Consider the following 26,577-nt stretch of genomic DNA (forward strand, 5'->3'; position numbering starts at 1 on the left):
AATTCGGAGTTCGGAATTATGAATTCGGAGTTGCTTTAATTCTTAATTCCGAAGTCCTAACTCCTAATTAATTTAACGCTTGCTTCTGCCCCTAGGCAACCGGGAACAGCTTGTGGCTTTGCGACGGATACTTCGACTGCGTTAGCTTTAGGATAATGTTCTAGAACGTATTCAGCAGTCTTTACCACAAGAGTTTCGACGAGCTTAAAAGAAGAAAGGCGGATGAACCCTTTTAGTTCTTCCGCCAACTTTGCATAATCGATAGATTCGTTTAAATCTTCTGTTTGTGCAGCTTTGGCAAAGTCCAACCAAAGGGTTAGGTTCAATATGATTGGTTGCTCGTGTTCGCGTTCGTAGGGGAGTATGCCTACAATACAATCAAATTGAAGATCTTTGAGTCGGATTCGCCCTTGTTCTATTACCATGCGAACAATACGATAGCTGTTGTCAAAGAAAGTGCTGTTACGCCGAACCAGATATTGCGGCCCATTGCGTAAGAATCCTTGGTGTCCTTGTTGACTTTCATTCTCTGTTGAATGTTTACGTAATTCCAGTTGTCAAACATGAAGGCTTTGTCTGCTGTGGTAGTCTTGAAGAATGCCACGCACTTGTCAGGATTGTTGACTGTACCGCAAGCTTCCTTGATCTTGCCTTCAACAGTGTTGGCAACCTTTTCAAGATCCTTATAGGCTTTGTTTGCTTCGCTGGACTTCATGTGCTGGAGCACGCCAACAACTGCACTACCTGCTGCTACTGCCGAGAGAGCGACTGCGCTCCAGAAGCGGACTTCGTCAGCAATACCGAAACGGTCCTTAACGTCTTGTGCTGCTGCGGATGCGGAGTAATCGCGAGAGTCGGCATAAGAATTAGACTGGTTCAAATCGCCCGAAACATCGACGTTCTTGTTCTTCTTCATTGCAATGATGTCTTCATCGCAAGAAACATCGAATTCATCACATTCCTGTTGCGGTGCTGCTGCGCTTTGGGTTGCCGGAGCTTCATTCTTAAGATCGATTTGAACACCGTTAACGAATGCGACTGCAGATGTTGCACCAGGGAGGTAAACAAACTTACCATCGAAATAGACCTTTTCGGCATCGTCACCCGGCTTCATACCGCGGCGTGCATAAAGCTTAGCCTTAACAACGTCGCTGTAGGAGGTTCCTGTAGGAACGCTCAAGGCGGTCATGGAAGAAACATCACCAACGCTGCCGATGTAAAGCTGGTAAGCGTTAAGACCGGATTCTTGAGCGAATTTCTGGCGCAAGACGATATTGCCGGCCGGAACGGCCGATGCTTCTTCGACACTTGCAGTGCTTAACGGCTGACCACCGTTGGCGGCAAAAACTTGATTGTCAGACATAACGGCATCTTTAGCCGTAAAATCAGCGATATCATAAACTCCAGCGAATGCTGCAGCTGCGGAAAGGCAAAGGGCCAATAAAAAAGAACGCTTCATCGTTTCTACTCCGAGTATTCCAATTTTTTTTGGAAAAAAATATATAAAAAAAACACCAATAGTAAATTATATAATTTTTTTTCTCGATAAGAACCAACTTTGGGGCTAATAAATTGTTGGTGTGATAAAAATGTGAGTTAATTTTACTCTTTTACGTTTTGTTTGTAAATATCCGTTTACAAGAAGCGCGCTGTTGTTTACTATTTCTAAGCTCTAAGTTCTACCAACTAAGTTCTTATTGCTATATTTGTTTCCGTAATTTTTAACCCTAAAAAGAAGGTGCTATAATGGCAAAGCTTTCTATCGAAGATCTCGAACTCGCCGGCAAGCGCGTGTTCATCCGTGTTGACTTCAACGTTCCGCAGGACAAGGTGACTGGCGAAATCACCAACACCAAGCGTATCGAAGCCGCTCTCCCGACCATCCAGTACGCTCTCGACAAGGGTGCAGCCGTCGTGCTCGCTTCCCACCTGGGACGCCCGAATGGCGAAAAGAACATGAAGTACACACTCGCTCCGGTTGCAAAGAAGCTCGAAGAACTCATCAAGAAGCCGGTGAAGTTCCTCTCCGACTGCGTGGGTCCGGAAGTCGAAGCTGCCTGCGCTGCTATCAAGCCGGGTGAAATCATCCTCCTCGAAAACCTCCGCTTCCACATCGAAGAAGAAGGCAAGCGCAAGATCAAGAACGCTGATGGCACCGAAACTAAGGAAAAGGCCGACAAGGAAGCCGTCAAGGCATTCCGCGCAAGCCTCACCAAGCTCGCTGACGTTTATGTGAACGACGCTTTCGGTACCGCTCACCGCGACCACTCTTCCATGACTGGTGTTGAACTTCCGCAGCGTGCCGCTGGCTTCCTCATGAACAAGGAACTCAAGGCATTCGACCAGGTGCTCAACAATCCTCCGCGTCCGTTCCTCGCCATCCTCGGCGGTGCCAAGGTCGCTGACAAGATCCAGCTCATCAACAACCTCCTCGACAAGGCCGACAAGATTATCATCGGCGGTGGCATGGCTTTCACCTTCAAGAAGGTCCTCAACAACATCGAAATCGGTTCTTCTTTGTTTGACGAAGAAGGCGCCAAGCTCGTTCCGGATCTCATGGCTAAGGCTAAGGCTGCTGGCAAGGAAATCATCCTCCCGGTCGACTACATCGCTGCTGACAAGTTTGCTGCCGACGCTGCTACCAAGGCTGTTTCTGACGCCGAAGGCATTCCGGCTGGCTGGATGGGCCTCGATGTGGGCGCTGAATCCACCAAGCTCTTCGTGAACGCTATCAAGTCCGCTAAGACCATCGTCTGGAACGGTCCTGCAGGAGTGTTCGAATTCGAAGCCTTCGAAAAGGCCACCAAGGCTATGGCCGACGCTATCGTCGAAGCTACCGCTGCTGGCGCAATCACCGTGATCGGTGGTGGCGATACCGCTACGGCTGCCAAGAAGTACGGCGCTGACAAGAAGGTGACCCACACCTCTACGGGTGGTGGCGCTTCGCTCGAACTCCTCGAAGGTAAGGTTCTTCCGGGCGTCGCTGTGCTTACTGATAAGTAATTTTTCCATTTGCTTCGCATAGCGGCGTTCTCGACCTCTCGCCGTACGTTTTGTACGGCTTCGGGTCTGCGGCCTTGCTCTGCTCGCAACTGAAAAAATTCCTGACTTTAAAACCCTGCAAGTTTTTGCAGGGTCTTTTGTTTCTACTCGCCTCTAAGAAAAAATTCGTAAGGCGAGTGAAGCGCGAACGCTTGCGTTCGCATTTCCGAGCCTAGAATTTTGCGCTTGCGCAAAAAATTGGATTTTATAGAGACTCTCGTTTGCGCGAGGGTTTCTTTTTTTATTTCTGATTTTGTTGTGAATCCGGCTTTGGCTCGGCGGTTTCGTCGTGTTCCTCGATTTTTGAGACTTTGGTGAACCAGTAGTCTTCGCTGTTGATGGAACTCATGTTGCCGATGAGTTGGTCGAGGTCGAGATTCTTGATGTCGTTGTTTTCGTTAGGCATGTAATGAATATAAAAATCATTTGAAAAGGAGGTTCCCGCTCGGGGGCGGGAATGACATTTAAAGAGATCGTTTTTACATGATTTTTGTAGATTTACAGTGTCTTTAGCAAAGGAGCATTTATGTCGATTGCCGAATTTTCGAAGAAATTTCATGCAGATAAGCGTGGTAATTGTGCCATGGCTGTAGCTTATGGCTATGCCCGTGCAACGGGCAAATCCGAAGAAGAGGCTGTGAAGGCTGCCGAAATGTTCCGTGCTTTTGGCGGTGGCAAGGCTCCTGATGGCTTGTGTGGTGCGCTTTATGCAGCGAAGATGATGCAGCCGGACCATGCCGAAGCGATTGAAGAAGTCTTTAAGCGTGGGGCGCAGAATTGCACCAAATGTCAGGAAATCCGCCCGAATAAGATTATCCCGTGCAACCGTTGCGTGGAACTTGCCGGCGAAGCGCTGGACTTTTTGGAAAAATAACTGGATGCTTCGGGCTTTTTGCCCTCAGCATGACAAAATTGAAAGCCTAGTCTATATTCTCACGTTCAGCAGGTCTTCTTCCCAGGCTTCTTTTTGCTTGCGAAGTTTTTCGAGTGACTTGTCGTCAGCGAGGCTTTCGTCGCGGGCTTGCATGAGTGCGCGGTAGCTTTCGACGAGCTTGTTTGCGTGCGGATAGTCCGGTGCAAGTTCCGACAGTGCGTTCAAAATGGCGTCGTCGGAGTACAGGCGGGCGATTCCTTCGAGAGTGCGCTCGATAAATTTCTGTGTCTCGTTTTCTTGCTTGAACGCTTTGGCTTCTTCGAATTCAGTGGGCGTGATTTTGTCCATCCACTCACATTCTTTGGCGTAAAGTTCGTTGTCTTCGGCGATGGCATCCTTGCGATCGAAAATTTCCAACTGCGACTTGAGGAACGGACGGTAGCTTTCAACGTCGATTTCAAGCGATGTGCGCTTTGAAAAATCGGCAAGATTCCTTAAATTTGCCTCGGAAGGGTTGTTCAGGAGGCATTCCTTGAGCACGGCAAGCTGGTCTTTGGGCGGAAGCTTCTTGAATGATTCCGAACGGGTGCTGTTGGCGCGGATTCTCAGGCGCAAAATGCGCAAGAGCAAAAGCATCATGACAACGAAGAATACAATGGACCAATTCATGGGCGGAAAAAATAGTTAATCCGTCTAAAAAAGGGGTGGTCCTTTAGGTGTTTTTGCACATATTATACGTATGTTTTCAGGATAAGTAAAATATATTACGTTTTTACATATATTTTGCATTATCATCGAACCTCATTTGACTTTAATTGGTTTATATTTAGGTGGAATTGTTGTAACCTATTATTAGGTGGAGATTGGACTATTATGAAATTTTATAGATGGATTACTCTCGGTGCTCTGTTTGGTTGCTCCGTAGTTGGTTTTGCACAAACGGCTGCCCAGGATGTCCGTACGTTGGATATTGTTATTCGCGATTTCCAGCCGAATCACCCTGACTTTGAAAACTTCTCCGAAGAATCTGTCAATCATATCAACGAAATTTATAACTACAGAACAGCTACTGGCGCTGCAATGAACGCCTTCGGTTACGATGCTGTGTGGTATGGAAACTCATCTCTCCACAATACCTGTGGAAACATGAATGCATTTGAAAAGTATGGTTTCGGTACCCAAATTGGCGTTGATGGTCTTCCGATGAAGGCTAATCTTTCTTTGCCAGGATATTTGCAGAACACATCTCTTGGTCCGGTCTTGAAATATGGTGAATGTAACCAGAAGACTAAAGATGCTGTTACCGGTGCAGATGTGACTTTGCGTGGTTACGAAAACGCAAAAGATGACGTGAGTGGCTACAAGTGCCCTGCTGGAAATACGAACTGGTCTAACCCGGTTATTTACACTCCTGGAATGGTGATGCCTTATTTGCTTTTCACCAAGATGGATGGTGAAAAACTGGATATGTATGACGGCGTTATCATTCAAAGAGCGAATTTGTATTGTGATAACCAGTTCTTTGAACAGTGGTATGTTGATGTGCCGGGTCAAAACAAGCGCGTGAATACGACGATGGATATTCCGAAAGACCCGAATTCCAAATACTACGTCTACGACTATAACTATAATAATGGTGGTTACTCTCCGCTGGATAGCATCAACCCGACTACAAGAGAATGGGTGATGAACAAGCCCTGTAACGCTTCGATTCAGCCGAACGGTGTTTGTGACCAGTTTGAACCGCAGACGCTTTCCATTTTCTGCCCGCCTTATAACTATCAGTATGCGAATAACCAGGCAGACTTCTTGGGCAATAATACCTTTGAACTTTGCAAGGAATGGCTGAATCAGGGTGGTCCGCGTGCCACGAATTCGGCTGGTTCTGGCCATAGTGCTGCTTGGCAGGCTGCTGTGATGTACGATGCCACTCACCCTGGTAAACTGGGCATGAAGCATCTCCGTAACTACGCCTTTACTATGATGGGTTATGCTAGCTTTAAGTACAAGCAGTCCAACCAGATTCCGACACCGGAAGTGTTCGAATTCGCTGGTGACGATGACATGTGGATTTTCGTGGATGGTGTGCTCGTTGTGGACTTGGGCGGTACGCACTTGTCTGCTCCGGGTAAGGTCAATATCCAGACTTTGGCTGTGAACAACCATGGTTGCCATGCAGGTGAACCTCTCGCTACTTATACAAACTGCTTGGGTGCTTCTGATGCAACAGGTTGGGCTGATGATACTTGGCATCATTTGCACTTCTTCTATGCTGACCGTCAATCCGATGGTTCCAACATTTACATCCGCACGTCTCTTGCCGAACTCGCTCCGTCTCGCTATGGCCAGCCCACGGTGAACGATGTCGTTGTGAAGGTGGACGAAAACGGTATTTCTCATAACAGCATGTACATGAACGTTCCGCTTGCTGACTCTAGCCTTGTTGCTATCAACAATCCGAATGTTCCGTCTATGGTTGTTTTGCGCAACATCACTGTGCTTGGTCCTGATGGTACACCGCTTAAGACGATTACGGGCCAGGATTCTGTTGTGACGATGGTCTATGGCTTCTATGTAACTACGATGACAGGCCCGATTGACAAGGGTGCTGCTGGTTTGATGTACCAGTTCGAAGGTGTCGTGAAGGATTTGAATGGCAATGTTATCGATGGTGGCCTTTTGGGCGATGACCGCTTGGCATTTAACGTTCCGTACAGCCAGGGTCTTAATGACGACGGCAATGGCGGTAACTACACGGCTCAGGAATGGGCTCAGTTGATGGCTTGGTCCCAGAAGGTGAACTTCTATGTGGCTGCTTCTTCTGGTAAGCATGTGGAAGGTTTCGATGAACGCGAAAAGTGGGGTAAGATTTCTTATACTGCTGTCGCTCAGACTCCTGTTATTCCTGATGATCCGGCATTTGACCGTCCGGACTTTACCGCTGAAGCTCAAACGCTTACAGACATTGCTGGTAGCGGCACGCTCCCGACGGACATGACTGCTGACCTTGTTTTGACTCCGATTCCGGCTGTAAGCAATTCTGACCCGCTCAAGTGGGCTAAGGACAATGCTGAAACGCTTATGATATCTGGTCCGCAGGGTGCAACTGCTTTGCCGGTGGGCTCCTCTGTTGTGTATGGTGCAGGCCAGAATGAAAACAAGACTCTCTGCTATAACGATGGTTCTGCAAATGTCCCGGGCAAAAAGAGTAATGAAACTTGCACAAGTTGGTCTTTCCCGACGACTCAGCCGTTCCATGTGAACATTCGCGTGTTTGACCACTTGGGTCACTTTGTGAACCAGTACAATAAGCGCGTGACTAAGGAAGAATTCGAAAACGCTTTGAATGGTCTGCGTTCTTCTACTCAGTCGGCTGGTCTTAAGATGCCAGGCTGCGGTGATACGCCGATGTATGGTGCAACGGGTGCTATGCTTGCCACAATCAAGATGTATCCGGTAACGGATAAGGGTCGCTTGCTTGCAACGGGTCCGTATGTGTACCAGATGACGGTTGTGAAGGATGCTTACACTTACTGCTACGAAAGTAATGGTAACAACCCGACGACTATGACCATGCCGTTCCAGCGTACTACCGAAACGATTAGACGTGGTTACCGCAGAACTCAGAAAAAATAAGGCATAGTTCTGTAGAGTTTTGAACACCCTGTGGCTTTACGCTGCGGGGTGTTTTTCTACATTGTGAATATGCTTTACCGTAAGTTTATTTCTCGCTTGTTTGTTGCCTTGATGCTTGCTGTGTTGACTAGTGTTTTTTCGGGCTGCTATAGCTTTACCGCAAGTACGCTTCCGAGCCATATCAAGACCGTCAACATTCATGAGGTCGATGACAAGACTCTTGACCCGGTACTTGCGAACAACATCCATACAGCTGTTGTCGATATGTTCAAGCGCAATGCTGGCGGTGTGCGCTTGGTGAACAATGATGCCAATGCTGATTTTGAAATTACTTTGTTAAGCTATTCGAACAAGCCTGAAAACTATAATAGCAATAGCGATGTGGAAACTTATCGTGTTACAATACGTGTTGAAGTAAAGTTTTACGATAACGTAAAAGAAAGAATCATCTATGAAAGCAAGTCGCTTTCTGCTGATGGAGTCTATGACGTCCAAGCTAACGAGACCGAGGACCGCCATGGCCAGACGCGTGCCGTTGAAAAACTCCAGGACTTGATAGTCTCGAACGCTCTTGCCAAGTGGTAATAGAAAAGGGTAATAAAAAAAGCGACTCGGCAATATCGCTTGAAGGCACATCTTGCCGAGTCTGGGGTTGGTTTGGAGTATTACAAATATGCTTATTTTAATGTGTTTTGTTAAGCCCCTAATATCAAATTATACCGAAAAATAGTGTAAAATATTTCTTTAGAGGAATTCCTGGAGTGTGACTTTTTTTTCGTTGAGCAAAGCTTCCGTAAGCGTACTCCCTTTATAAGTCAGCTTTAGTGAGAAGAACGGCTCTCCTCGTTCGAGTAGCGCAAGGAATATCAAGTCTCCGTCCCAGTGGGGGAGTTCCTTCACTTTTTGCTTGTCCACCCATTCCAGTACGCCCTCGTTGCAGTCCTTGAGCGAACCCGTAAATTCAGTTGCTGTAAAGAGATGCATGAATTCGGTCTGGTCCATGCCGTCGCTGATGAACGTGACAATGCCGCGGTATTTGGGGTGTATCAATGTGAGTCCGGTTTCTTCGAGCGCCTCGCGGTGGATGCAGTCCTCGGGGGATTCCCATTCTTCGAACTTGCCACCGATGCCGATCCACTTGTCCTTGTTGATGTCGTTTTTTTTCTTGACTCGGTGGAGCAACAGGTATTTGTTGTCTTGTTCGATATAGCAGAGGGTTGTGTTGATCATACTGCTCAAATATAGAATTGTTTGTAAAATAAAGCTTTTGGGAGCGTTCCTGCTAAAAAAATTGACATTTCTTGCGAGATAAATGTATAATTATTGTATGTTTTACAAAACATGCGACTAGGACTATGCAAAATTGCGTTAAAGAAATTGTAGTTGATTCGAAGTTCGAAAATGTCAGGGCTCTTACTGAGTTTGTTGAAAGTTCTCTAGAACCCTATCATCCGTCAATGAAAGCTGTTACGCAAATTGGCGTTGCCATTGATGAGTTGTTTAGTAATGTTGTTCGTTATTCGGGATCTGCAAATATGAAACTCATCCTGCATGTGAACGAGGATGTGTTAACCGCAAAGTTGACATTTATTGATGAAGGTGTAGCGTATGATCCGCTTTCGAAGGCTGATCCGGACGTGACACTTTCGGCGGAAGATCGCGAAATTGGTGGGCTTGGAATTTTTCTTGTGAAGAAAATTATGGACGGCGTTGAATACAAACGCGATGGCCAAAAGAATGTTTTAACAGTTGTAAAAAAACTGACTTAATTTATTAAACTAAAATCGAGGCTAGAATGAAAATCGAAAAAAATGTGGATGCATCCAAGGTGTCATTTGCCCTAGAAGGTCGTTTGGACACTATGACTGCGCCTTTGCTCGAATCTGAGATTCAAGGCAAGTTGGATGGTGTTACGGACTTGGAATTTAATTTTGCTAAGCTGACGTATATATCTTCGGCAGGCTTGCGTGTTATGCTTGCTGCGCAGAAGGTTATGAATAAGCAAGGCACGATGGTTATCAAGAACGTATGTGATGAAATAAAAGAAATTTTTGAGGTGACGGGATTTTCAGATATTTTGACGGTTGTCTAAAATCTGAATGCATAGTTTGTATGGATGTTAAAAAAAACGGCACCTGTGCGGTGCCGTTTTTTGTATAAAAAGGAGATGCCCTTATTTAACTCCAATTAGAGATAAGTCTCTGACAGCACCTTTATCTGCACTTGATGCCATAGCAGCGTATGCCTGGAGTGCCTTGGACACCACGCGGTTGCGGGTTTCCGGTTTCCAAGCCTTGGCACCGCGAGATTCCATTTCCTTGCGGCGGGCGTCGAGTTCGGCGTCGGTGAGTTCCACGTTGATGGTGCGGTTCGGAATATCGATTTCGATAACGTCGCCCGTGTGCACGAGGCCGATGTTGCCCTTGTTGGCTGCTTCCGGAGAAGCGTGACCGATGGAGAGACCGCTCGTACCGCCGGAGAAACGACCGTCGGTGAGGAGGGCGCAGGACTTACCGAGGTGACGGCTCTTGAGGTAAGAGGTCGGGTAGAGCATTTCCTGCATGCCGGGGCCACCCTTCGGGCCTTCGTAGCGGATGACGACGACGTCGCCAGCCTTCACCTTGTTGCCGAGGATGCCTTCGACGGCTTCTTCCTGGCTTTCGAACACGATTGCCGGACCGGTGAACTTCCAGATGGATTCGTCAACGCCTGCGGTCTTCACGATGCAGCCGTCCACAGCGAGGTTACCGTACAGAACAGCGAGGCCGCCGTCCTTGGTGTAGGCATGTTCGCCATCGCGGATAGCGCCGTTTGCGCGGTCGAGGTCGTGATCCGGGTACATGAAGTTCTGAGAGAAGGCTTCGATATTGTACTTGCGGCCCGGGCCAGCGAGGTAGCGCTGCTTGGCTTCGGCGCTCGGGTTACGCTTGAGGTCGTTCACTTCGAGAGCTTCGCCCATGGTGGCGGCGTGAACGGTTTTTGCATTCTTGTGGATGAGTCCCATGCGGTCGAGTTCACCGAGAATGCCCATGATGCCGCCAGCGCGGTTCACGTTTTCGACGTGGATGTTGTGGACGGTCGGGGCGACCTTGCAGATGCACGGCGTGTTGCGGGAGAGACGGTCGATATCCTTCATGGTGAAGTCCACGCCAGCTTCCTGTGCCACAGCGAGCAAGTGGAGCACGGTGTTGGAGGAACCGCCCATGGCGATGTCGAGACGCATGGCGTTTTCGAAGGCGTCCTTCGTGGCGATGCTGCGCGGGAGGATGCTTTCGTCGTTCAAATCGTAATACTGGTGGCAGAGTTCCACGATGCGCTTACCGGCAGCTTCGAAGAGTTTCTTACGTTCGGCGTGAGTTGCAACGATCGTGCCGTTGCCCGGGAGGCTAAGGCCCAAAGCTTCGGTAAGGGAGTTCATGGAGTTTGCGGTGAACATGCCGGAGCAGGAACCGCAAGTCGGGCAAGCGTTTGCTTCGATGGCGGCCACTTCTTCGTCGCTGATAGTGTTGTCAGCGGAATCAATCATGGCGTCGATCAAGTCGAGAGCGCGGTCCTTGCCGTCCTTCGTCGTGACGTGGCCAGCTTCCATCGGGCCGCCAGAAACGAAGATTGCCGGAATGTTAAGACGCATGGCAGCCATGAGCATACCCGGAGTCACCTTGTCGCAGTTAGAAATGCAAACGAGTGCGTCTGCGCGGTGAGCGTTTGCCATGTATTCGGTGGAGTCGGCAATGAGGTCGCGGCTCGGCAAGCTGTAGAGCATGCCGTCGTGGCCCATAGCGATACCGTCGTCCACAGCGATGGTGTTCATTTCCTTCGCGACACCGCCTGCGGCTTCGATAGCGCGGGCGACAACCTGTCCCAAGTCCTTGAGGTGTACGTGGCCCGGAACAAACTGAGTGTAGCTGTTCACGACGCAAATCACTGGCTTACCAAAGTCTTCAACCTTGGTTCCTGTTGCGTGCCAAAGGGCACGTGCACCGGCCATTTCACGGCCTTCCATAGTCTTGAGCGAACGAAGTTTCGGCATAATTTAATCCTCATGAATGCGGCGGCTACTGCGCCAAATTTTGGGTCAAAATGTAGAAAAAAAGTGGATTTGCACACAATTATGAAGTTTTTTGGACCAAAAAACAGGCTTTGTTGTGATTTGTAATATATTTTATGTAAAAATTGTTATTAAAATATTACATTTTATTTTGAAAACTCTGGTCTTAATCTATATTAAACAAAAAGAGAATCTTAATGAAGGGGTATAGCTCTATGACAAGAATTATCATGTTGATCAGCCTCGTGGTTGGCATGGGGCAAGTTTTTGCAGCTTGGGATGGGGTTTCCAAGGAAAAGCCAAGTAAGAATACTGATGACGTTTTTTTGATTGAAAACGAAGCTCAATTGGCTTGGCTTTCGGATTCTTTGAATATCAAAGAGTCTAATCAAGGTACTCTGAACTATAAAGTCAATGTTAAGTTGATGACTGATCTTGATATGGGCAATCATCTGTTTGTGCCTATTTGCGGTGGTGGCGGTGACAGGCATTATACGGGTGTCTTTGATGGTAATGGCCACATTATCTCCAACTTGACTATCAATGGAGAAACGATTGCTAAGCAGAAAGATGATCCTAGGTATGGGCAGAATATCGCCTTTATTGGTGTTTTGGGTGCTGGCGGAAAAGTCAAAGATTTAGTTCTTGAAAAAGTGAATATCCAAAGTTCCACGAATATAGGTGTTGTGGGTTCATCTAACCAGATTTCGGTGGGTGCAATTGTTGGCTGGCAACAGAGCGGAACGATTGAAAATTGTTCTGCGTTTGGTTCTATTATTACAAGTGGTAACGGGCAAGGTGTTGGTGGTATTGTCGGTAACTTGCACAATGGTACAATCACGAATTGCTTGAGTTCTGTTGAAATTCGCGCTTCGGGTAAGAATGTTGAAGTTGGTGGTATTGTTGGATTGACAAAAGATAATGCCGTGACAATACAATCCTGCGTTTATGAAGGGAGTGCATTGGAAAGTACGGAAACAGGCCATGTTGGTGGTATTGTTGGTCAGCAACTCGGTGATAAAGCTTTAGTTGTTGAAAGTTCTTTTTATAATTCGGAAGCTGCTGACGCTGGTATTGGTCAAATAAATGGAGAAAATACGCAAGATGGTTCTAAAGGTGTTAAAAAACCTAATAGTGAACCATTCATTTGTGTGATGAATGGCGGTGTATGGACGGAATCGAGTGGCACCTGTAGTATTACAGAAGGTGAAACCTGGTTTACCGGAGACTCGGCTGTATCCTTAAAGGGTTATGGTGCTGATGGCTTTATGGTGACGTTCAATGCGAATGAAGGTGCTTTCCCTGCAAAGGCAAAGAAAAGGAAATTCATTGAAAGGGGAAAAACTATTACGGGCGATGAAATTACGACGCCGGTCCGTGAAGGTTTTGCTTTTGCAGGCTGGGCTTTGACGAGTGATGCCAATGAACCTGCTAGTGATTTGGGACAGGTTAACAAGGTTATGACAATCTATGCTGTATGGAAACCCGTTTATGCAGTGACACTTAGTGCGGCTCCAGGAAAGTTTCCCAATGGAAATGAAGAAGAAACTGTTCTTGTGGTCGAAGGTGAAAGAGTTTCCGTGAATAACTTGGAATTGCCATTTACATATACAGATGCAGAAAGTAGTACAAAGTATTACTTTAAGGGCTGGGCTAGTGAGTCTGGAGCGTTAGAGGCGCTTGATGTTCTTCCGACAATAACTGCAGAAAAAACGCTGTATGCTGTTTGGAACGAAGCTGTTTTCTATACAGTTGCCTTTAATGATAATGGCCGTGGCAAGACTGTTGTTGACTTTGTTCTTGCCGAAGAAGGGCAAAAAATAGCCGCTCCGGAAGCTCCTGTTCCGGATGAAGGCTATGCTTTTGATGGATGGTATACTGAATCTACTTGCGAAAACAAGTTTAATTTTGAAAGTACTGTAATTAACGAAAATGAGATACTTTATGCTAAATGGAATAAAGTAAAGTATGATATCGAGTATCATTTGGATGGCGGAACCAATAACGCAAAGAATCCGGCATCTTATGATATTGATACTGAAACGTTTATGTTTGAAGCGCCTGTAAAGGATGGCCATGTCTTTAAGGGCTGGTATTATGATGCTGAGTTTAATGAAAAGGCAACACAGGTGACCAAGGGAACAACAGGCAAGAAGGACTTGTATGCTGAATGGGAAGCAACAAAATACGTGATTTACTATTTGGCGGGTCCTGATGCATACGGAACGCTTGCTCCGGATACTCTTGTTTATGGAAAATCTGTAAAGCTTAAGGGCAAAGATTATTTCCATCGTGAAGAATTCAGACAAGTTGGCTGGTTGAATGCCGATAGTACTAAGATTTATGACTTAGATGCTGAATACAAGGAGAATGCATCAATAATGCTGTTCCCGAGATGGAAGGCTTTGTCATATAAGATTACATATGAGCTGGACGGTGGCGTTAACAATTCTGCGAATGTAGATAGTTATGTTGATGAAGATGTAGAAGACGGTAAGGTGATTGAATTGAAATCTCCGTTTAGGTGCGGCTATAAGTTTGATGGTTGGTACGATAACAAAAAGTTCACGGGTTCTGCAGTAACACAGATTAAGAGTGGAACTGAAGGTAATTTGACGTTCTATGCAAAGTGGAATAGTTTCTCGGCATTTAAAACCTATGGAGCTGTTAAGATTTATAGGGACAATGGCGTGAATTGCGCTGTGATGGAAAACGGTTCAAAGAGCAAGGTTAATATTAATAGCGATATTGGTGTTAGCTTTGTGTCTTACGATCGTAAGTTCCCGGTGAACAAAACTGATGATGATAAAATGTACTCTACGATTGTGTTGCCCTTTACCATTGCAAAGAGCAAGGTCGATGGTGCTGAATTCTATGAGTTTAAGGGAGTTGCAAACGATGGTGGAACTAAAAAAGTTCAGATTAGCCTTGTGGAAGGTGATAAGATTCAAGCCAATAAGCCGTATATCATCCGTACCACCAAGGAACATCTCTCGTTCAACATTGGTGATGGCGAGTCTGTTGTAATGAATACAAGTGATGCGAAAAACACTAAGAGCACGGATGGCTTGTGGGAACTTCGTGGAATGTATTCTTACAAGCAATGGGCTGCTGGTGACAAGGAACTTGGTTTTGCTTATGGTTATACAGCCAAGGCTACGAAGAACGTTCCTGTGGGACAGTTCGCACGAAATGTCGCAAATGCATACATTTATCCGTTCCGTGCTTACCTCCTCTATACACCTCAATCTAAGATCTCTGCACCTCAAAAGGTGGCTTCGGGATACTTATCCAAAACGGCAACATCGGCATCTATAGATGAATTTGCTTTGCCGGAAACGATGGAAATCGTGGTTGTAGATGGAAAACAAGGACGATTTGGCGAAACGGCTCCTGCTTTCAACATGTGGAAATCTGCACCTGGTCAGGTGAAATTGCTTGACGGTTGGTTCGATATGTTGGGACGCAAATTGAAAGCTAAGCCAACGGCTAAGGGAATTTATTATTATAACGGCAAACGAGTAAGGATTTATTAATTATGGAACAGAAAAAAAGAGAATACGTTGCGCCTGATATGAAGGTTATCGGCCTGAAAACTCAAGTTGCTTTATTGGATGTTTCGAACGATAGTGAAGTGGGACAGGCTCCCATTCCTTGCGATACAGATCGCTTGGCTTAATTAAAGCCTTCATTGAGAATGGATAAACTTTTTTCACGGACCTTTTCGGTCCGTGGAATTTTTTGCGTTTCTTTAAACTTTGGCGATAAACACATTAAGGCTAAATCCGCCATGGCTGGTGACGATTTGCTTTGCTGTGGGATTGCGCTTGGGCGATAACGCGGAACATTCGCGCAATAGATTTGATGTGCAAGTATATTTGGAACCTACGTGGGTGTCGTCTTTGGGTGCAAGGATGGCAACCGTAAGTTCTTTGTGGAACTGTTTAAGGTCGTTTCCAAGCTGTGTAAGCTTACGGCCTATTTTTGTATATAGCTTTGGTGCATCGAAATCGAGACGCTTGCCGTAGGGTGGATTCAGTACGATAATGGGGGAGGCTTTATCGCTTGCATCTGCGATTTCTTTTGCAGTATAAGAGAAAAAGTCGCGGATTTGCGGAGTGATGGGCTTGGGCTCGATGCTTGCGAGCGGGCAGCAATCTACGTTGTGATTGATGATTTCGATGGAGCGTTCGGAAATGTCGCTCGTTAGAATTTTAGCGATGATGGGAAGCCTTGTCGCATTACAAGACTTTATTGGGCCCTGCTCCTTCGAACCTAACTCCACTAAGGGGCTGAAGCCCCTAGTCTCGTATATCGTTTCACTCAGGGTGACGTGTGAAGGTGTGTTGCTTCTTGTATCGTTCGGTGTGCCGCTTCGCGTAATAAAATTCCAGGTGGCTTCTTTAAAGGCGGGGTGATGCTTGAGGGCGAAATCTCTGCATATGCCGGGGATGATTTTATTTGCAATGCTGGCGGCTTCGAGACTGAATGTGCCGCTGCCGGCCATCGGATCGATAAGGGTGATGTTTCGCGGATGTTCAGTGTCATCCTGAGTGGAGTGCGTAGCACGAAGTCGAAGGATCTCTATAGCTTCGAAGATCATCGCAACGGCTATGGTTTCTTTGAGCGGGGCGTCGTTCACGAATCGCTCAAAGCCGCGCTTGTAGAGCTCTTCTCCGGCGAGGTCTTGCCAAATGGTGCAACGGTCATCGATGAGGGTAACGTATAGGTTTTGCATCGGGGCGTTGCGGGGTGCCCCCGCAGAGGGGGTAGCGGATGCCGAGTCGGCAGGAGCGAGGGGGAGGCTTACCCCTTCTATTATTTTATACAAGCGTTCAGCGATGGCATCGCTGTGGTACAGGCGAGAATGTTTACAAGTAACGTGAATGTTTAATGCGTTGGTGAACTTAACTGGATCCTTCGCGCAGTTCGGGATGACGTTGCTTGTCTTTGGATTATCGCTTCGCTCTAATCCCAAATGCTGGACTCGGTCATGCTCATGCAAGCATGGTCGCGACGCTCGTCCTACGCATTTGTCGTCTGGTAAATACAATTCCCACGGGATTTCTGCGGCTTTCTTTTCGAGCTCGCGAAAGTTTTCTGCTTTGAAGTCTGCTATGTGCATCAGTACGCGATTTGCAATGCGACTGAATGCGACCGCTTTCCAGGCTTCCGTTATTTTTGCAGTGAATTCAACTTTGCCGTCCCCAACAATGTGAGGCTGATCTACAGGATTATTTGCATTGAATGTTTCGACGCCTATGGACTTAAGTTCGTTAATGAGCGTTTGTTCGAAACCGAGTGGCACTACCGCCAAAAAACGATGCGGTTTTCCAATGATGTGCTTTTTGATGCGTTTGTCGAAGGCGTCACTCATGGACTGCAATATAAAAATTGCTACATGTCCAGATCAATCGCAATCAAGTTCTTCGAAGGTTTAGTCGGTGCGACCACGGGCAGCTTGCTCAAATCTAAGTTGATAGCAATGATGTCGCCAGAAAGTGACATGATGGCGCCTGTGGATGTATTGAATGTACCGATGACTTTTCCAAAACCATTGCTTACGGTCATGGTTGTCGGTGCAATGACATAATAGCTTGTGCCAAGTTGGTAGAAGTAACTGGGCTCGCTTACGACGATGTTTTGCGGAATTTGAATGTCCAAACCACCTGTTGTGGTTTTGGATGCAGGTTCCTGAACTGCCGCACTTTCGGAGCAGTTCCAAGCTGTAGCTATGATTCCAGCTAGTAGCAGGATTTTAAAAATCTGGTATCTCATTTTCATTCCACTCTTCACTCGTTGTAAAAATATATTGACGTTTCCATAAGCGGTTGCGAAAAAATCTGTTAAAATCATTAAATGTTCTCGAGGCGTTCTCTATGTGTATATTTTATTCGGTTAGAAATCTTACGGAAAACTTACTGCTGTTTTTGCGGAAAAATGATGCGATATTTGGCGTTCTTTCAAACTTTTTTCTGCGTGTTACTATCTTTTTTAATATGAAAATGAAAAAGTTTGCTTTGATTTCTGCGATGGGCTTTTTGGCCGTTTCCGCGTTTGCTGCACAGGGTGCTCCGATGGGTGCTTCTGTCGATCCAACTCCCGAAGAACAGAAGGCTCTCGATGCCTTGAAGGGAAAACTCGAAGGTGCTATTGTGTGGGCAACGAGCCGAGCAAATCCGCACCATGACATTTGGATTATGAACGCTGACGGGACGAATGCCCGTGCGCTTACCAAGAGCAACAATGTGGACTGGTTCCCGCGTGTAGCACCTGATGGCTCGAAGGTGCTCTTTAACCGCAGCAAGGCTGGCTGGGTTCCTGAAAACGATGCAAACTACCCTGAAAAGTGGGACTTGTGGACTGTCGGTATTGACGGCACGAACGAGACGAAGATTGTCGAAAATGCAACGTGGGGCACTTGGCGTCCGGATGGCAAGTCGATTGTGTTTAGCCGTGCCGGCAAGGTCTTTACGATGGACCTCGCAAGCAAAAAAGAAACGCTTGTGCTTGATGGCGAAAAAGCGTTCAATAAGGCTGGCGTGATTTTGCAGGAACCGAACATGAGTCCGGATGGAAAGCATCTTGCCATTACGCTCCGCGGTTCTATGCGCGAAACGGGCGTGTGGGACTTGGCTAAGAAATCTTGGACAAAGTCTGGCGATGGTTGTCAAATTGACTGGAACTTTGACGGTTCTAAGCTTTATCGCGTGAACCCTACGGGTAACGGTGGTACGGCTGCTCCGAGTGAAATTTTGTGGTTTACTGCTAAGGATGGCAAGCAGGTGGAAAAGGTCGGCTTCTTTGGTATCCCGAAGAACGTGAAGCTGATGGATTTGCCGGGCCGCCGCAGTCATGAATACTTCCCGCGCCTCTCGCCTGATGGCAAGTGGCTTGTGTGGGGTGCAACCGACAAGGGCCACGACCATGACTTGTTCGACTATGAACTTTATCTGTGGAAGATTGGTGAACCTGTCGAAACTGCAACGCGTATTACGTACAACAGTGGTAATGACCGCTGGCCGGATATCTGGTTTGGCAAGGTTCCTGTGAGCGCAGCTCCGACTGCTGCAGCTAAGGCTGTTGAAACTGCCGCGAATGCAACTGCTGCCGCTGTTGCTGGAGGCGTAAGCGATGCCAAGATGGATGAACTCATCAAGGCTATTGACCGCTTGACGGATGCAGTGAAGGCACTTGCTCCACAGAAGTAACAATGTACACTGAACCAAAATTTTTAGCGATGAAAGAAACCTCCAAGTTCAAACGCTTGGCGGAACTTTTGCGCGTCATTATTCTGCAGTTGGGCGACGATGTGCCACGTGCTCGTCGTGAATTTGAAACTTACGCCGAGTGGCTGCATTTGCCCGAATCTGAACGTCTGGTGGGCAAGAATCAAGCGCAGATGATTGACTTGTACAAAACCTTCCGCACTCGTGCTGGTCTTGGTTTTGAACGTGACATTTATTTGGAACAGGAACCGGGCGACCGCGAAGTTGCCAATGAAAAGCCAATTCAATTTGCGGTGCTTGTTCACAATTTGCGTAGCGCTTTCAATGTCGGTTCCATCATTCGCAGTACGGATTGTTTTGGCCTTGAAGGTGTGCATTTGAGTGGTTACAGCTGTGGCCCGGACCATGTGACGGTTAAAAGTGCTGCACGTGGATGTCAGGAGTGGATTCCGATTAAGCGTTGGGACGATCCGTTCGAATGTATCAAATGGCACAAGGAAAACGGTTACGAAATTATTGCGCTTGAAACTGGCGAAGATATTCCGAGTATAAACAACGTAAAATGGCCTGAAAAGGGCTTGATTGTGCTCGGTAATGAAGAACTTGGCATTGCTCCCGAAATTATGGAACAGGCGACCATGAAAGTCACGATTCCGATGGCTGGCCGAAAGGCGAGCATGAATGTGGCTGGCGCTTTTGCCATCATGGCATTTTGCTTGAGAAGCGCCAAGGGCGAGTAATTCAGATAGAATTGTTAAAACAAAAGTCCCGCGGATTTCTCCGCGGGATTTTCCTCCTCACATTCCCCTTGCCCAAACACATGGGTTCCAAATTTAGGGGATGCTATTTTTAGTTCTTTACACAGCGTACGCGTGCTCTCTGTTGCCGGCCTGAAGGCCCGCCAATACCTCTGCCACTGCTGACCGAAATTTTAAAGGAGCTTTGGAGTTCCTGAAAGTCACGGAGGGAATTCAAGTTCGCTTTCGCCCATTCCACACCTTCGGTATCTCCGACAGCGGTGTAATGATGCAGCAATGAATCGAGTTCCATCTCCTTGTCTCTAGTGAATGTATTGTGAGAGTAGGTGTTGTAAGTGACATTTAGGTATTTCTTTTCCATCGGTTTTAGATTGAAGTCGAATTTGTTGAAGAATACGCCTGTCATATCTTTTGCCATAGCGGTTTCTTTATCGGTTCTCCAAGTCTCGTCAAGCAGGTTACCGGCATTACCGACATAGTTGATTAAGTTTTTCCAATCGTTGGTGCTGGCGATGTGCCAACCGTCGGGGCAAATGCCTTGATGAACTGAATCGATTAAGCCTTCTTCAACAGGCTCCCACAAGTATTTGACATCGATTTGCATGGCATTGGTCCAGCTATAAATGCCATCTGTAATAAATGGAGACTTTTTGCCGTTACTGGGTAAATCCGAAAGCGTGACAAATCTTAGGTCTTCTGCCATCCATTCGTATGTTTTACCGTTGTGCTCGAAAATTACGGTTTGGTATTTGTGGCCGTCTCGAGGATCGGTCATGCTTCCTATTTCATGGTCGATTCTCATCTTGAGTGAATCGATATGCTGTTTTGTAGTCAGATGCCAGTCGAAACCATCGCAGAGGAAGTAGTTTGGAGATTGGAGCTTGTTTTCGTCTTCCTCGTCGTCGTAAACTTCAAGGGGCTTGTCAATTCTTTTTGTTTCGCCCCAGCGATTTTCTGTGCAACTTTCGAAATCAAAATATTGCGCGAGAACCAACCTGTAAAATTGAGTTCTTTCTGCCATGAGCTCGTACTTATCTCTGCCTTTTGCTCCGGTTTCGCCTTCGTACATCACGTTGCCAAAATAGCTGTTTGTTATGTAGGCATTTCCGACAAGTGGTGCCAACAAAGAGTCGTTGAGTGTGCCATCTTCAGCAAAGTCATCGGCATACTTATCGACGTATGCTTGCAATTTGGAGCAGTTTATGTTGGCTGGGTCCATCTTATATTCCCATTTATCGCCTTCTCCGTTCCAGGGATCTGTGAAATCTTGGGTATCGACAAAGATGCTGATATGGTAGAGCGTTCTATCGGCGTCTGAAGAATTATAGATGTTCAAATCTTCTGCTGCGGGGACCTCTATCCTGACACCGAATGCACCAAGAACTTCAGTGGCGGCTTGTCTCTTGGCTTGAGCGAATGTCTTGCCTGATTTGACTAAATTCAAAACACGTTTGTATTCAAAATGTGTCAAGAGGTTGATGTTTGCTGTGTTGCGTTTTTCCAAATTGGATACCGCGTTGAGGCGCAGAGAACAGTGGGAGCGTTCACCGTTGACTTCGCGAGTGTAGTGGCCTTCGGCGGTGAGAATCGCGTATTGGCATTCCAAATCTAAGTCGCCAAACTTGAAATCGCCATCGTCGTTAAGGACCTTTGTTTCGAATTCCCTGCCGGTGGGCTCAAGGTTACCTTCTGCCGAAGTTTCCTTGAGAACTACGCTGGAACCTTCTACAAAAGGACCTTTCTGTACGGCGCCGGAAAATTTTTTGCCCAAGAGAGCGGTAACGCCTTCGGTTTCTTCGCTTATACCGCCGGCGGTGTTGATATCGCTACAGGCGCTGATGCCTGCAATAAGAGCAACAGCATTAAAGAGTTTTAAAGAAAAATTCTTCATTGTTAAACCTCGCTGTTCGATGTGTCTTCTTTGGAACGTTTTTTGATATTCTTTGTTAAAGGGAAAAGCTGTACGTTGAGTCTGCAAATTTTTTCGACATCTTCTTCGGCTGAAACGATGGCGAAAATTTTTTTGCGACATTCCTTAAGGGTTTCGATGACTTCGTTGTAGCTTTTCTCTGTCATGCCCATGGTAAGGCCGCTGAAGTGCCTTTCTGAAATGGGAAGGTCTTCGAATGCTTGCAATGCGAATTCTCCCATTTTTCGAATAAGGGAATGAACGGGAACGGAAACAAAGCCTAAACGCCCTGTGGTGAGCAATTTATCGGTTTGATGGTAGTTGCCGTTTTCGTCCATCTTCAAGAAATTGTTCTTGACAAGGAAATGCAAACTTTCGCTTATTTCGGCGGCGGTGACCGGAATGCGAATCGCTTTGGCAATTTCCAATGGCTTGGAGCCTGGCATCGCGGGTGCGAGTTCGCGGACTACGGAATGAAGCCAGGATTCGTAGTAAGTGTAGGATTCGCTGCCGAGCAACTTGACGTTGTGTGCCGATGAAAGTTCTTGGATTTCTTCAAAAAATTTCTTTTTCTGTTGGTCGTTCTTTGCGTTTTCGTATTGAACGAGCAACATGAAATAGTCGTATTCGAAGCCTTGCAGTCCCATGGCTAAAGCGGTTTTTTGAGCGCCTTCTTCTACAAGCTTTGCTTTGTTGTCACTGACGAGCTTGAGGTAGGAACCGGAGGCAAATCCGGCCAACTTTGCAAACTCTCGCCATGTGAATGCGGAACTACTCTTTTTTTCGGAGTAGTAGTCTTGAATGTATTGGTGATAATTCTGATATTCGATGACTGATTTAAGCATGGTAATAAAATAAAGAAATTTGTTTGGAATGTCAATAGATATAAAACAAAAAACTTAAAATTTTTCAAAAAAGTTTGATTTTTGATATATGTTTTTAAAAATTTTTGATTTTATAAAACAAAATTGAAGTTTTATAAAACAAAAATCGATTTTTGCTGGTGGTGTATGTCATTTGGGGACTGTATACACATGTTTGACTTAATGTTGTTAACTTATCTGCTGTTCTATGTAACCTGTATTGCGTGGAATATGTTTATGAAAACGATGTTTCGTTACGTGCGAAAGAATTGAAGTTTTAGAGGATTACTCGGCGTATGGTGATGGGGTCCGAAAAGGCAAAATGTCGTTGTTTTTGGGGGCGTTTTCTCGATAAGTCCGTATTGTCGAAATACGGGGTGTTTTGGACGATATGGCATGCGTCGCTCAACCGCAGAAATGCTTGCTGCGCGCCTTGATTCCTTGCTGAAAAATGCTTGATTCTAAGTGATTTTGGTAAGTTTTTTCTATCTTTTATCTTACATGCACGACAATTCAAAAACTAGGGTCCTCATCGCTAATGATGATGGAATCCAGAGTGGCTACATGCACGCTCTGGCGTGTGCTCTTGCGCCCTACGCGGAGGTTTTTGTGTTTGCTCCAGAAGTGGAACAGAGTGGTGTCGGGCATGCGTTTACAGTCCGTCGTGGGCTTGCTCTAAAAAAGCGAAATCCAGTTGATGTCGCTGAAGGTCATGTCGAGTTTTATTCGATGTCGGGGACGCCGGCGGATTGCGTCAAATTTGCATTGGGACATTTTGCAACTCATGGGCTTTCCACTGAGGGGGCCGGTCCGGGGCTGTTTGACGTGTGTTTTTCGGGCGTGAATCTTGGTGAAAATTCTGGCGTGTCGTCGCTTTATTCGGGGACGGTTGCTGGTGCTCGTGAGGCTGCTCTTTGGGGCGTGCCGGGGATTGCGCTTTCGCTCCGTGGAACGAATGCGAATATGCTAGATGTCGCTAAGTCATTTGCCGTGTCTGTTGTGAAAAATCGCCTGTTTGAACAGATTCCTGTAGGAACGTTTTGGAACGTGAATTTCCCAAAGGCTACCGCCGAAACCTTCAAAGGATTTAAGGCTACAAAGATGGCCCTTGGAATGTTTACGGACCACTATTCCCATGAGGGGAACTTGTGGCAACTGGATGGCGACAAGCTGTGGAATGAGCAAGCTAAGGATAGCGATGACTATCTCTTGAATCAAGGGTATGCAACCATCACTCCACACCGCATAGACCAGACCGACCAGGAAAGTTTAGAAGTAATAAATGAAATGTTAGAAGGAGGCGGAATGATTTAGGAAAATGCTTCCTACTTCCTACTGTCTACTTCCCACTAATTTGAGGTTAACTAATGTCAGAAGAAATGGTACCTGGATCGCAGTTCAAAAGTCTTGTCGAACAAGACATGCAAGACTGCTATCTTCGCTACTCGATGAGCGTTATTGTCGCTCGTGCATTGCCGGATGCGCGCGATGGCTTTAAGCCCGTGCACCGCCGCGTGATGTACAGTATGCACAAGTTGGGCGTGGTTCCGAATAAGGGAACGGTCAAGTCCGCCCGTATCGTGGGTGATGTTATCGGTAAGTACCACCCGCATGGTGACGTTGCTGTTTACGATACTCTTGCCCGTATGGCGCAGGATTTCTCGTTGCGCTATCCGCTGGTGTTTGGTCAGGGAAACTTCGGTTCTATTGATGGTGACAGCCCGGCTGCCATGCGTTATACCGAAGCGAAGATGAACAACCTTGGCGCCCTTATGCTCGAAGATCTCGAAAAAGAGACGGTCGACATGGGCCCGAACTACGATGAATCGCTCGAAGAACCGCTGGTGCTCCCGTCTGCGCTCCCGAACATGATTGTGAACGGAACATCGGGTATTGCAGTAGGTATGGCGACGAATATGGCTCCGCACAATTTGCGCGAAGTTGGTGCCGCTATCCATGCTTTGGCTGAAAATCCAGACTTGACTGGCGAAGACCTCATGGAATACGTGAAGGGTCCGGACTTCCCGACAGGCGCTATTGTCTGTGGTCGTTCTGGCATTCGCGAAGCTTATCTCACTGGTCATGGCCGTGTTCGCGTGCGCGCCCGTACCGAAATTGAAACGGATGCAAAGGGCAAGCCGCGCATCATCGTCACCGAAATTCCGTACATGGTGAACAAGGCTGAACTCTGCAAGAAGATTGCAGACCTCGTTCGCGACAAGCGCGTTGATGGCATCACTGATATTCGCGATGAATCTAGCCGTGACATCCGCATTGTGATTGAACTCCGTCGCGATGCTGTGGGTGAAGTTGTCTTGAATAACTTGTTCAAGTACACGCAGCTCCAGACAACGTTCAGCATTTACAACTTGGCGCTTGTCAACAATCTCCCGAAGCTCCTTACGCTCAAGGATCTTTTGCAGGTTTACATTGACCACCGCCTTGATGTGATTACGCGTGCAACGCAGTTTGACTTGAAGAAGGCCGAAGCTCGCTTGCATATCATCGAAGGTTTGCGCATTGCAACGCAGAACATCGATGAAGTTGTGAGAATTATTCGCCAGAGCAAGACGACTGAAATTGCAAAGCAGAGCTTGCAGGATCGCTTCACTTTGGATGAAATCCAGTCGCAGGCAATCGTTGATATGCGCCTTGCTCAGTTGGTCGGCTTGAACATCGAAAAGTTGGAAGCCGAATACAACGAACTCATTGCGACTGTTGCTGACTTGAAGGACATCTTGGAAAAGCGTGAACGCCGCATTGCCATCATGCTCGAAAAGCTCGATGCCGTTGTGGCCAAGTATGGCGATGAACGCCGCACCACGATTGGCGAAGCTATTGACGATAGCGATGACGAAGACCTCATTGCCGAAGAAGAACAAGTCATTACGCTCAGCAAGGAAGGTTATATCCGTCGCTTGCCGATTGATACGTTCAAGGCTCAGAACCGCGGTGGTAAGGGTATCATCGGTGCCGGCCTCAAGGACGAAGACAACGTGGAACAAATCTTCACGGCTAGCACGCACAGCTATTTGCTCGTGTTCACGAACAAGGGTCGCGTTTACTGGACGAAGGTCTACCGCTTGCCGGAAGGCGCCCGCAACGGTAAGGGCCGCCCGATTGTGAACTTTGTTGCTCTCACCGAAGGCGAAAAAGTGCAGGCGATTGTGCCGGTGCGCAAGTTCGGTGGTTACTTCTGCCTCGTGTTTGCTACAAAGAAGGGCATCATCAACAAGATGGACCTCACGCTCTTTAGCCGTCCGCGCAAGGCTGGCGTCAATGCCATTAGTCTTGACGATGACGACGAATTGGTCAAGGTCCAGCTCGTGGGCATGTCTGCTGAAGAATACGAAGCTAGCAAGAACGCCTCTGATGACGATGCTGCAGAAGCCGTTGAAAACGCCGCTGAAGCTCAGGCTGCCGAAGCCGCTATTGCCGAAGAATCTGAATCTGGCGATGCCGAAGATTTTGCAAATCGTCCGATTCCGAAGGATCTTTTGATGATTGCGACTAAGAACGGTCAGGCCGTCACGTTCCCGATAAGCTGCTTCCGCGCTATGGGCCGTGGCACTCACGGTGTGAAGGGCATTACGCTTGCCGAAGGCGACGAAGTCATTTCGCTCTTGTGGCTCAAGGCCGGCAACAAGATCTTGACCATTACCGAAAAGGGTTATGGCAAGCGTTCTGAACCGGGCTCTTACCGCGTGACCCGCCGTGGAAGCAAGGGTGTCCGCAACTTGAACGTTACAGACAAGATTGGTGCCGCCGTGTTCGTAGAAAGCGTTGCTGACGATTACGATTTGATCATCACGAGTAAGGATGGTCAGGTCATCCGTATCAAGGCTGCTGATATCCGCCTCACGGGCCGCAATGCCCAGGGCGTCAAGGCGATTACATTACGCGATGGCGACGTCGTGAAGGATGCAACAGCACTTCCGAGCGTTGAAGATATCGAACAAGATAGTGCCGACGCCAAGGAAACTTTCGATAAGGTCAAGGGCGTTGAAGTCGACGATGATTCCGTTGTGAAGGACGATGCTGAAAAGCAGGAAATCGGCCCGACGGAAACCGAAGAATAATCGTGAACCTTGTAAAAGTGGAACTTTAGTTCCCGAACGTCGCTTTAGCCTCTTCCTGGAGTTTCCGGGAAGAGGCTTTTTTTATGCCGAGCGGGCGTGCCGTGAGCAACAAAGCCCCAGTTCTTTTGAACTGGAGTGG

The 26,577-nt window shown here is 47.2% G+C and carries 22 protein-coding genes; 12 read left to right on the top strand and 10 right to left on the bottom strand.

The window, feature by feature from the left end; all coding sequences use genetic code 11:
- Positions 1-56 precede the first annotated feature (56 nt).
- Together folB and BUA34_RS01145 are read right to left on the bottom strand one after the other, a co-directional pair.
- Entirely contained in the window at positions 57-425 is a 369-nt protein-coding gene (gene folB / locus BUA34_RS01140; RefSeq protein WP_254794265.1) for a dihydroneopterin aldolase, read from the bottom strand.
- Positions 419-1,459 (bottom strand): hypothetical protein, encoded by a 1,041-nt coding sequence (locus BUA34_RS01145; RefSeq protein ID WP_072826911.1) that lies wholly within the window; start codon positions 1,457-1,459, stop codon positions 419-421. Before BUA34_RS01145 ends, folB begins: the two co-directional genes overlap by 7 nt.
- A 287-nt stretch (positions 1,460-1,746) precedes the next feature.
- Between BUA34_RS01145 and pgk the strand changes: the two genes are divergently transcribed.
- A complete protein-coding gene (pgk, locus tag BUA34_RS01150) occupies positions 1,747-3,003 on the top strand; it encodes a phosphoglycerate kinase (RefSeq protein ID WP_072826912.1) in 1,257 nt (418 codons plus the stop codon).
- 280 nt (positions 3,004-3,283) lie between these two features.
- On the opposite strand, the gene BUA34_RS15820 is transcribed toward pgk, so the two are convergent.
- Entirely contained in the window at positions 3,284-3,448 is a 165-nt protein-coding gene (locus BUA34_RS15820) for a hypothetical protein (RefSeq protein WP_175545402.1), read from the bottom strand.
- 120 nt (positions 3,449-3,568) lie between these two features.
- Between BUA34_RS15820 and BUA34_RS01155 the strand changes: the two genes are divergently transcribed.
- Positions 3,569-3,916, top strand: coding sequence for a hypothetical protein (locus BUA34_RS01155; RefSeq protein ID WP_072826913.1), 348 nt, complete (start codon positions 3,569-3,571; stop codon positions 3,914-3,916).
- Positions 3,917-3,967: 51 nt separating this feature from the next.
- Here BUA34_RS01155 and BUA34_RS01160 read toward each other — a convergent pair whose 3' ends face one another.
- Entirely contained in the window at positions 3,968-4,585 is a 618-nt protein-coding gene (locus BUA34_RS01160; protein WP_072826914.1) for a hypothetical protein, read from the bottom strand.
- Between the two features lie 204 nt (positions 4,586-4,789).
- Between BUA34_RS01160 and BUA34_RS01165 the strand changes: the two genes are divergently transcribed.
- The gene (locus tag BUA34_RS01165; protein ID WP_083579694.1) at positions 4,790-7,552 is read left to right on the top strand and encodes a fibro-slime domain-containing protein; all 2,763 of its coding nucleotides are present in this window, start codon (positions 4,790-4,792) and stop codon (positions 7,550-7,552) included.
- A 69-nt stretch (positions 7,553-7,621) separates the two neighbouring features.
- Positions 7,622-8,137 (top strand): LptE family protein, encoded by a 516-nt coding sequence (locus BUA34_RS01170; protein WP_072827175.1) that lies wholly within the window; start codon positions 7,622-7,624, stop codon positions 8,135-8,137.
- 159 nt (positions 8,138-8,296) lie between these two features.
- On the opposite strand, the gene BUA34_RS01175 is transcribed toward BUA34_RS01170, so the two are convergent.
- Positions 8,297-8,782 (bottom strand): NUDIX hydrolase, encoded by a 486-nt coding sequence (locus tag BUA34_RS01175; protein WP_072826916.1) that lies wholly within the window; start codon positions 8,780-8,782, stop codon positions 8,297-8,299.
- Between the two features lie 125 nt (positions 8,783-8,907).
- Here BUA34_RS01175 and BUA34_RS01180 point away from each other — a divergent pair, with 125 nt between their 5' ends.
- Together BUA34_RS01180 and BUA34_RS01185 are read left to right on the top strand one after the other, a co-directional pair.
- Positions 8,908-9,321 carry an ATP-binding protein gene (locus tag BUA34_RS01180; protein ID WP_072826917.1) on the top strand — a complete coding sequence of 138 codons (414 nt, stop codon included), beginning with the start codon at positions 8,908-8,910 and terminating at the stop codon, positions 9,319-9,321.
- A 26-nt stretch (positions 9,322-9,347) separates the two neighbouring features.
- The gene (locus tag BUA34_RS01185; RefSeq protein ID WP_072826918.1) at positions 9,348-9,644 is read left to right on the top strand and encodes an STAS domain-containing protein; all 297 of its coding nucleotides are present in this window, start codon (positions 9,348-9,350) and stop codon (positions 9,642-9,644) included.
- Between the two features lie 81 nt (positions 9,645-9,725).
- Here BUA34_RS01185 and ilvD read toward each other — a convergent pair whose 3' ends face one another.
- Positions 9,726-11,582, bottom strand: a complete 1,857-nt coding sequence (gene ilvD, locus BUA34_RS01190) for a dihydroxy-acid dehydratase (RefSeq protein ID WP_072826919.1) — start codon at positions 11,580-11,582, stop codon at positions 9,726-9,728.
- A gap of 233 nt (positions 11,583-11,815) precedes the next feature.
- On the opposite strand from ilvD, the gene BUA34_RS01195 reads away from it, so the two are divergent.
- Both BUA34_RS01195 and BUA34_RS15825 read left to right on the top strand, forming a co-directional pair.
- Positions 11,816-15,136 carry an InlB B-repeat-containing protein gene (locus BUA34_RS01195; RefSeq protein ID WP_175545403.1) on the top strand — a complete coding sequence of 1,107 codons (3,321 nt, stop codon included), beginning with the start codon at positions 11,816-11,818 and terminating at the stop codon, positions 15,134-15,136.
- A gap of 2 nt (positions 15,137-15,138) precedes the next feature.
- A complete protein-coding gene (locus BUA34_RS15825) occupies positions 15,139-15,279 on the top strand; it encodes a hypothetical protein (RefSeq protein ID WP_175545404.1) in 141 nt (46 codons plus the stop codon).
- A 72-nt stretch (positions 15,280-15,351) separates the two neighbouring features.
- Here BUA34_RS15825 and BUA34_RS01200 read toward each other — a convergent pair whose 3' ends face one another.
- Entirely contained in the window at positions 15,352-16,977 is a 1,626-nt protein-coding gene (locus BUA34_RS01200) for a THUMP domain-containing class I SAM-dependent RNA methyltransferase (RefSeq protein WP_072826921.1), read from the bottom strand.
- Positions 16,978-16,997: 20 nt separating this feature from the next.
- Positions 16,998-17,378 (bottom strand): hypothetical protein, encoded by a 381-nt coding sequence (locus BUA34_RS01205; RefSeq protein ID WP_072827176.1) that lies wholly within the window; start codon positions 17,376-17,378, stop codon positions 16,998-17,000.
- Positions 17,379-17,605: 227 nt separating this feature from the next.
- Between BUA34_RS01205 and BUA34_RS01210 the strand changes: the two genes are divergently transcribed.
- Together BUA34_RS01210 and BUA34_RS01215 are read left to right on the top strand one after the other, a co-directional pair.
- Positions 17,606-18,811, top strand: coding sequence for a TolB-like translocation protein (locus tag BUA34_RS01210; RefSeq protein ID WP_254794266.1), 1,206 nt, complete (start codon positions 17,606-17,608; stop codon positions 18,809-18,811).
- Between the two features lie 2 nt (positions 18,812-18,813).
- A complete protein-coding gene (locus BUA34_RS01215; protein ID WP_072826923.1) occupies positions 18,814-19,569 on the top strand; it encodes a TrmH family RNA methyltransferase in 756 nt (251 codons plus the stop codon).
- A 109-nt stretch (positions 19,570-19,678) separates the two neighbouring features.
- Here BUA34_RS01215 and BUA34_RS01220 read toward each other — a convergent pair whose 3' ends face one another.
- Both BUA34_RS01220 and BUA34_RS01225 read right to left on the bottom strand, forming a co-directional pair.
- Positions 19,679-21,478 (bottom strand): FISUMP domain-containing protein, encoded by a 1,800-nt coding sequence (locus BUA34_RS01220; RefSeq protein WP_072826924.1) that lies wholly within the window; start codon positions 21,476-21,478, stop codon positions 19,679-19,681.
- Positions 21,479-21,480: 2 nt separating this feature from the next.
- Positions 21,481-22,341, bottom strand: coding sequence for a TIGR02147 family protein (locus BUA34_RS01225; protein WP_072826925.1), 861 nt, complete (start codon positions 22,339-22,341; stop codon positions 21,481-21,483).
- Between the two features lie 519 nt (positions 22,342-22,860).
- Between BUA34_RS01225 and surE the strand changes: the two genes are divergently transcribed.
- Positions 22,861-23,673 (top strand): 5'/3'-nucleotidase SurE, encoded by an 813-nt coding sequence (gene surE, locus BUA34_RS01230; RefSeq protein WP_072826926.1) that lies wholly within the window; start codon positions 22,861-22,863, stop codon positions 23,671-23,673.
- Between the two features lie 53 nt (positions 23,674-23,726).
- Entirely contained in the window at positions 23,727-26,438 is a 2,712-nt protein-coding gene (gene gyrA, locus BUA34_RS01235; RefSeq protein WP_072826927.1) for a DNA gyrase subunit A, read from the top strand.
- The last annotated feature ends 139 nt before the right edge of the window (positions 26,439-26,577 follow it).

Source organism: Fibrobacter sp. UWB12 (assembly GCF_900142485.1).
Taxonomy (GTDB): domain Bacteria; phylum Fibrobacterota; class Fibrobacteria; order Fibrobacterales; family Fibrobacteraceae; genus Fibrobacter.

Coding starts and splice junctions, on each gene's coding strand:
- folB (WP_254794265.1), bottom strand. CDS start 425: ATGGTAATAGAACAAGGGCGAATCCGACTCAAAGATCTTCAATTTGAT.
- BUA34_RS01145 (WP_072826911.1), bottom strand. CDS start 1,459: ATGAAGCGTTCTTTTTTATTGGCCCTTTGCCTTTCCGCAGCTGCAGCA.
- pgk (WP_072826912.1), top strand. CDS start 1,747: ATGGCAAAGCTTTCTATCGAAGATCTCGAACTCGCCGGCAAGCGCGTG.
- BUA34_RS15820 (WP_175545402.1), bottom strand. CDS start 3,448: ATGCCTAACGAAAACAACGACATCAAGAATCTCGACCTCGACCAACTC.
- BUA34_RS01155 (WP_072826913.1), top strand. CDS start 3,569: ATGTCGATTGCCGAATTTTCGAAGAAATTTCATGCAGATAAGCGTGGT.
- BUA34_RS01160 (WP_072826914.1), bottom strand. CDS start 4,585: ATGAATTGGTCCATTGTATTCTTCGTTGTCATGATGCTTTTGCTCTTG.
- BUA34_RS01165 (WP_083579694.1), top strand. CDS start 4,790: ATGAAATTTTATAGATGGATTACTCTCGGTGCTCTGTTTGGTTGCTCC.
- BUA34_RS01170 (WP_072827175.1), top strand. CDS start 7,622: ATGCTTTACCGTAAGTTTATTTCTCGCTTGTTTGTTGCCTTGATGCTT.
- BUA34_RS01175 (WP_072826916.1), bottom strand. CDS start 8,782: ATGATCAACACAACCCTCTGCTATATCGAACAAGACAACAAATACCTG.
- BUA34_RS01180 (WP_072826917.1), top strand. CDS start 8,908: ATGCAAAATTGCGTTAAAGAAATTGTAGTTGATTCGAAGTTCGAAAAT.
- BUA34_RS01185 (WP_072826918.1), top strand. CDS start 9,348: ATGAAAATCGAAAAAAATGTGGATGCATCCAAGGTGTCATTTGCCCTA.
- ilvD (WP_072826919.1), bottom strand. CDS start 11,582: ATGCCGAAACTTCGTTCGCTCAAGACTATGGAAGGCCGTGAAATGGCC.
- BUA34_RS01195 (WP_175545403.1), top strand. CDS start 11,816: ATGACAAGAATTATCATGTTGATCAGCCTCGTGGTTGGCATGGGGCAA.
- BUA34_RS15825 (WP_175545404.1), top strand. CDS start 15,139: ATGGAACAGAAAAAAAGAGAATACGTTGCGCCTGATATGAAGGTTATC.
- BUA34_RS01200 (WP_072826921.1), bottom strand. CDS start 16,977: ATGAGTGACGCCTTCGACAAACGCATCAAAAAGCACATCATTGGAAAA.
- BUA34_RS01205 (WP_072827176.1), bottom strand. CDS start 17,378: ATGAGATACCAGATTTTTAAAATCCTGCTACTAGCTGGAATCATAGCT.
- BUA34_RS01210 (WP_254794266.1), top strand. CDS start 17,606: ATGAAAAAGTTTGCTTTGATTTCTGCGATGGGCTTTTTGGCCGTTTCC.
- BUA34_RS01215 (WP_072826923.1), top strand. CDS start 18,814: ATGTACACTGAACCAAAATTTTTAGCGATGAAAGAAACCTCCAAGTTC.
- BUA34_RS01220 (WP_072826924.1), bottom strand. CDS start 21,478: ATGAAGAATTTTTCTTTAAAACTCTTTAATGCTGTTGCTCTTATTGCA.
- BUA34_RS01225 (WP_072826925.1), bottom strand. CDS start 22,341: ATGCTTAAATCAGTCATCGAATATCAGAATTATCACCAATACATTCAA.
- surE (WP_072826926.1), top strand. CDS start 22,861: ATGCACGACAATTCAAAAACTAGGGTCCTCATCGCTAATGATGATGGA.
- gyrA (WP_072826927.1), top strand. CDS start 23,727: ATGTCAGAAGAAATGGTACCTGGATCGCAGTTCAAAAGTCTTGTCGAA.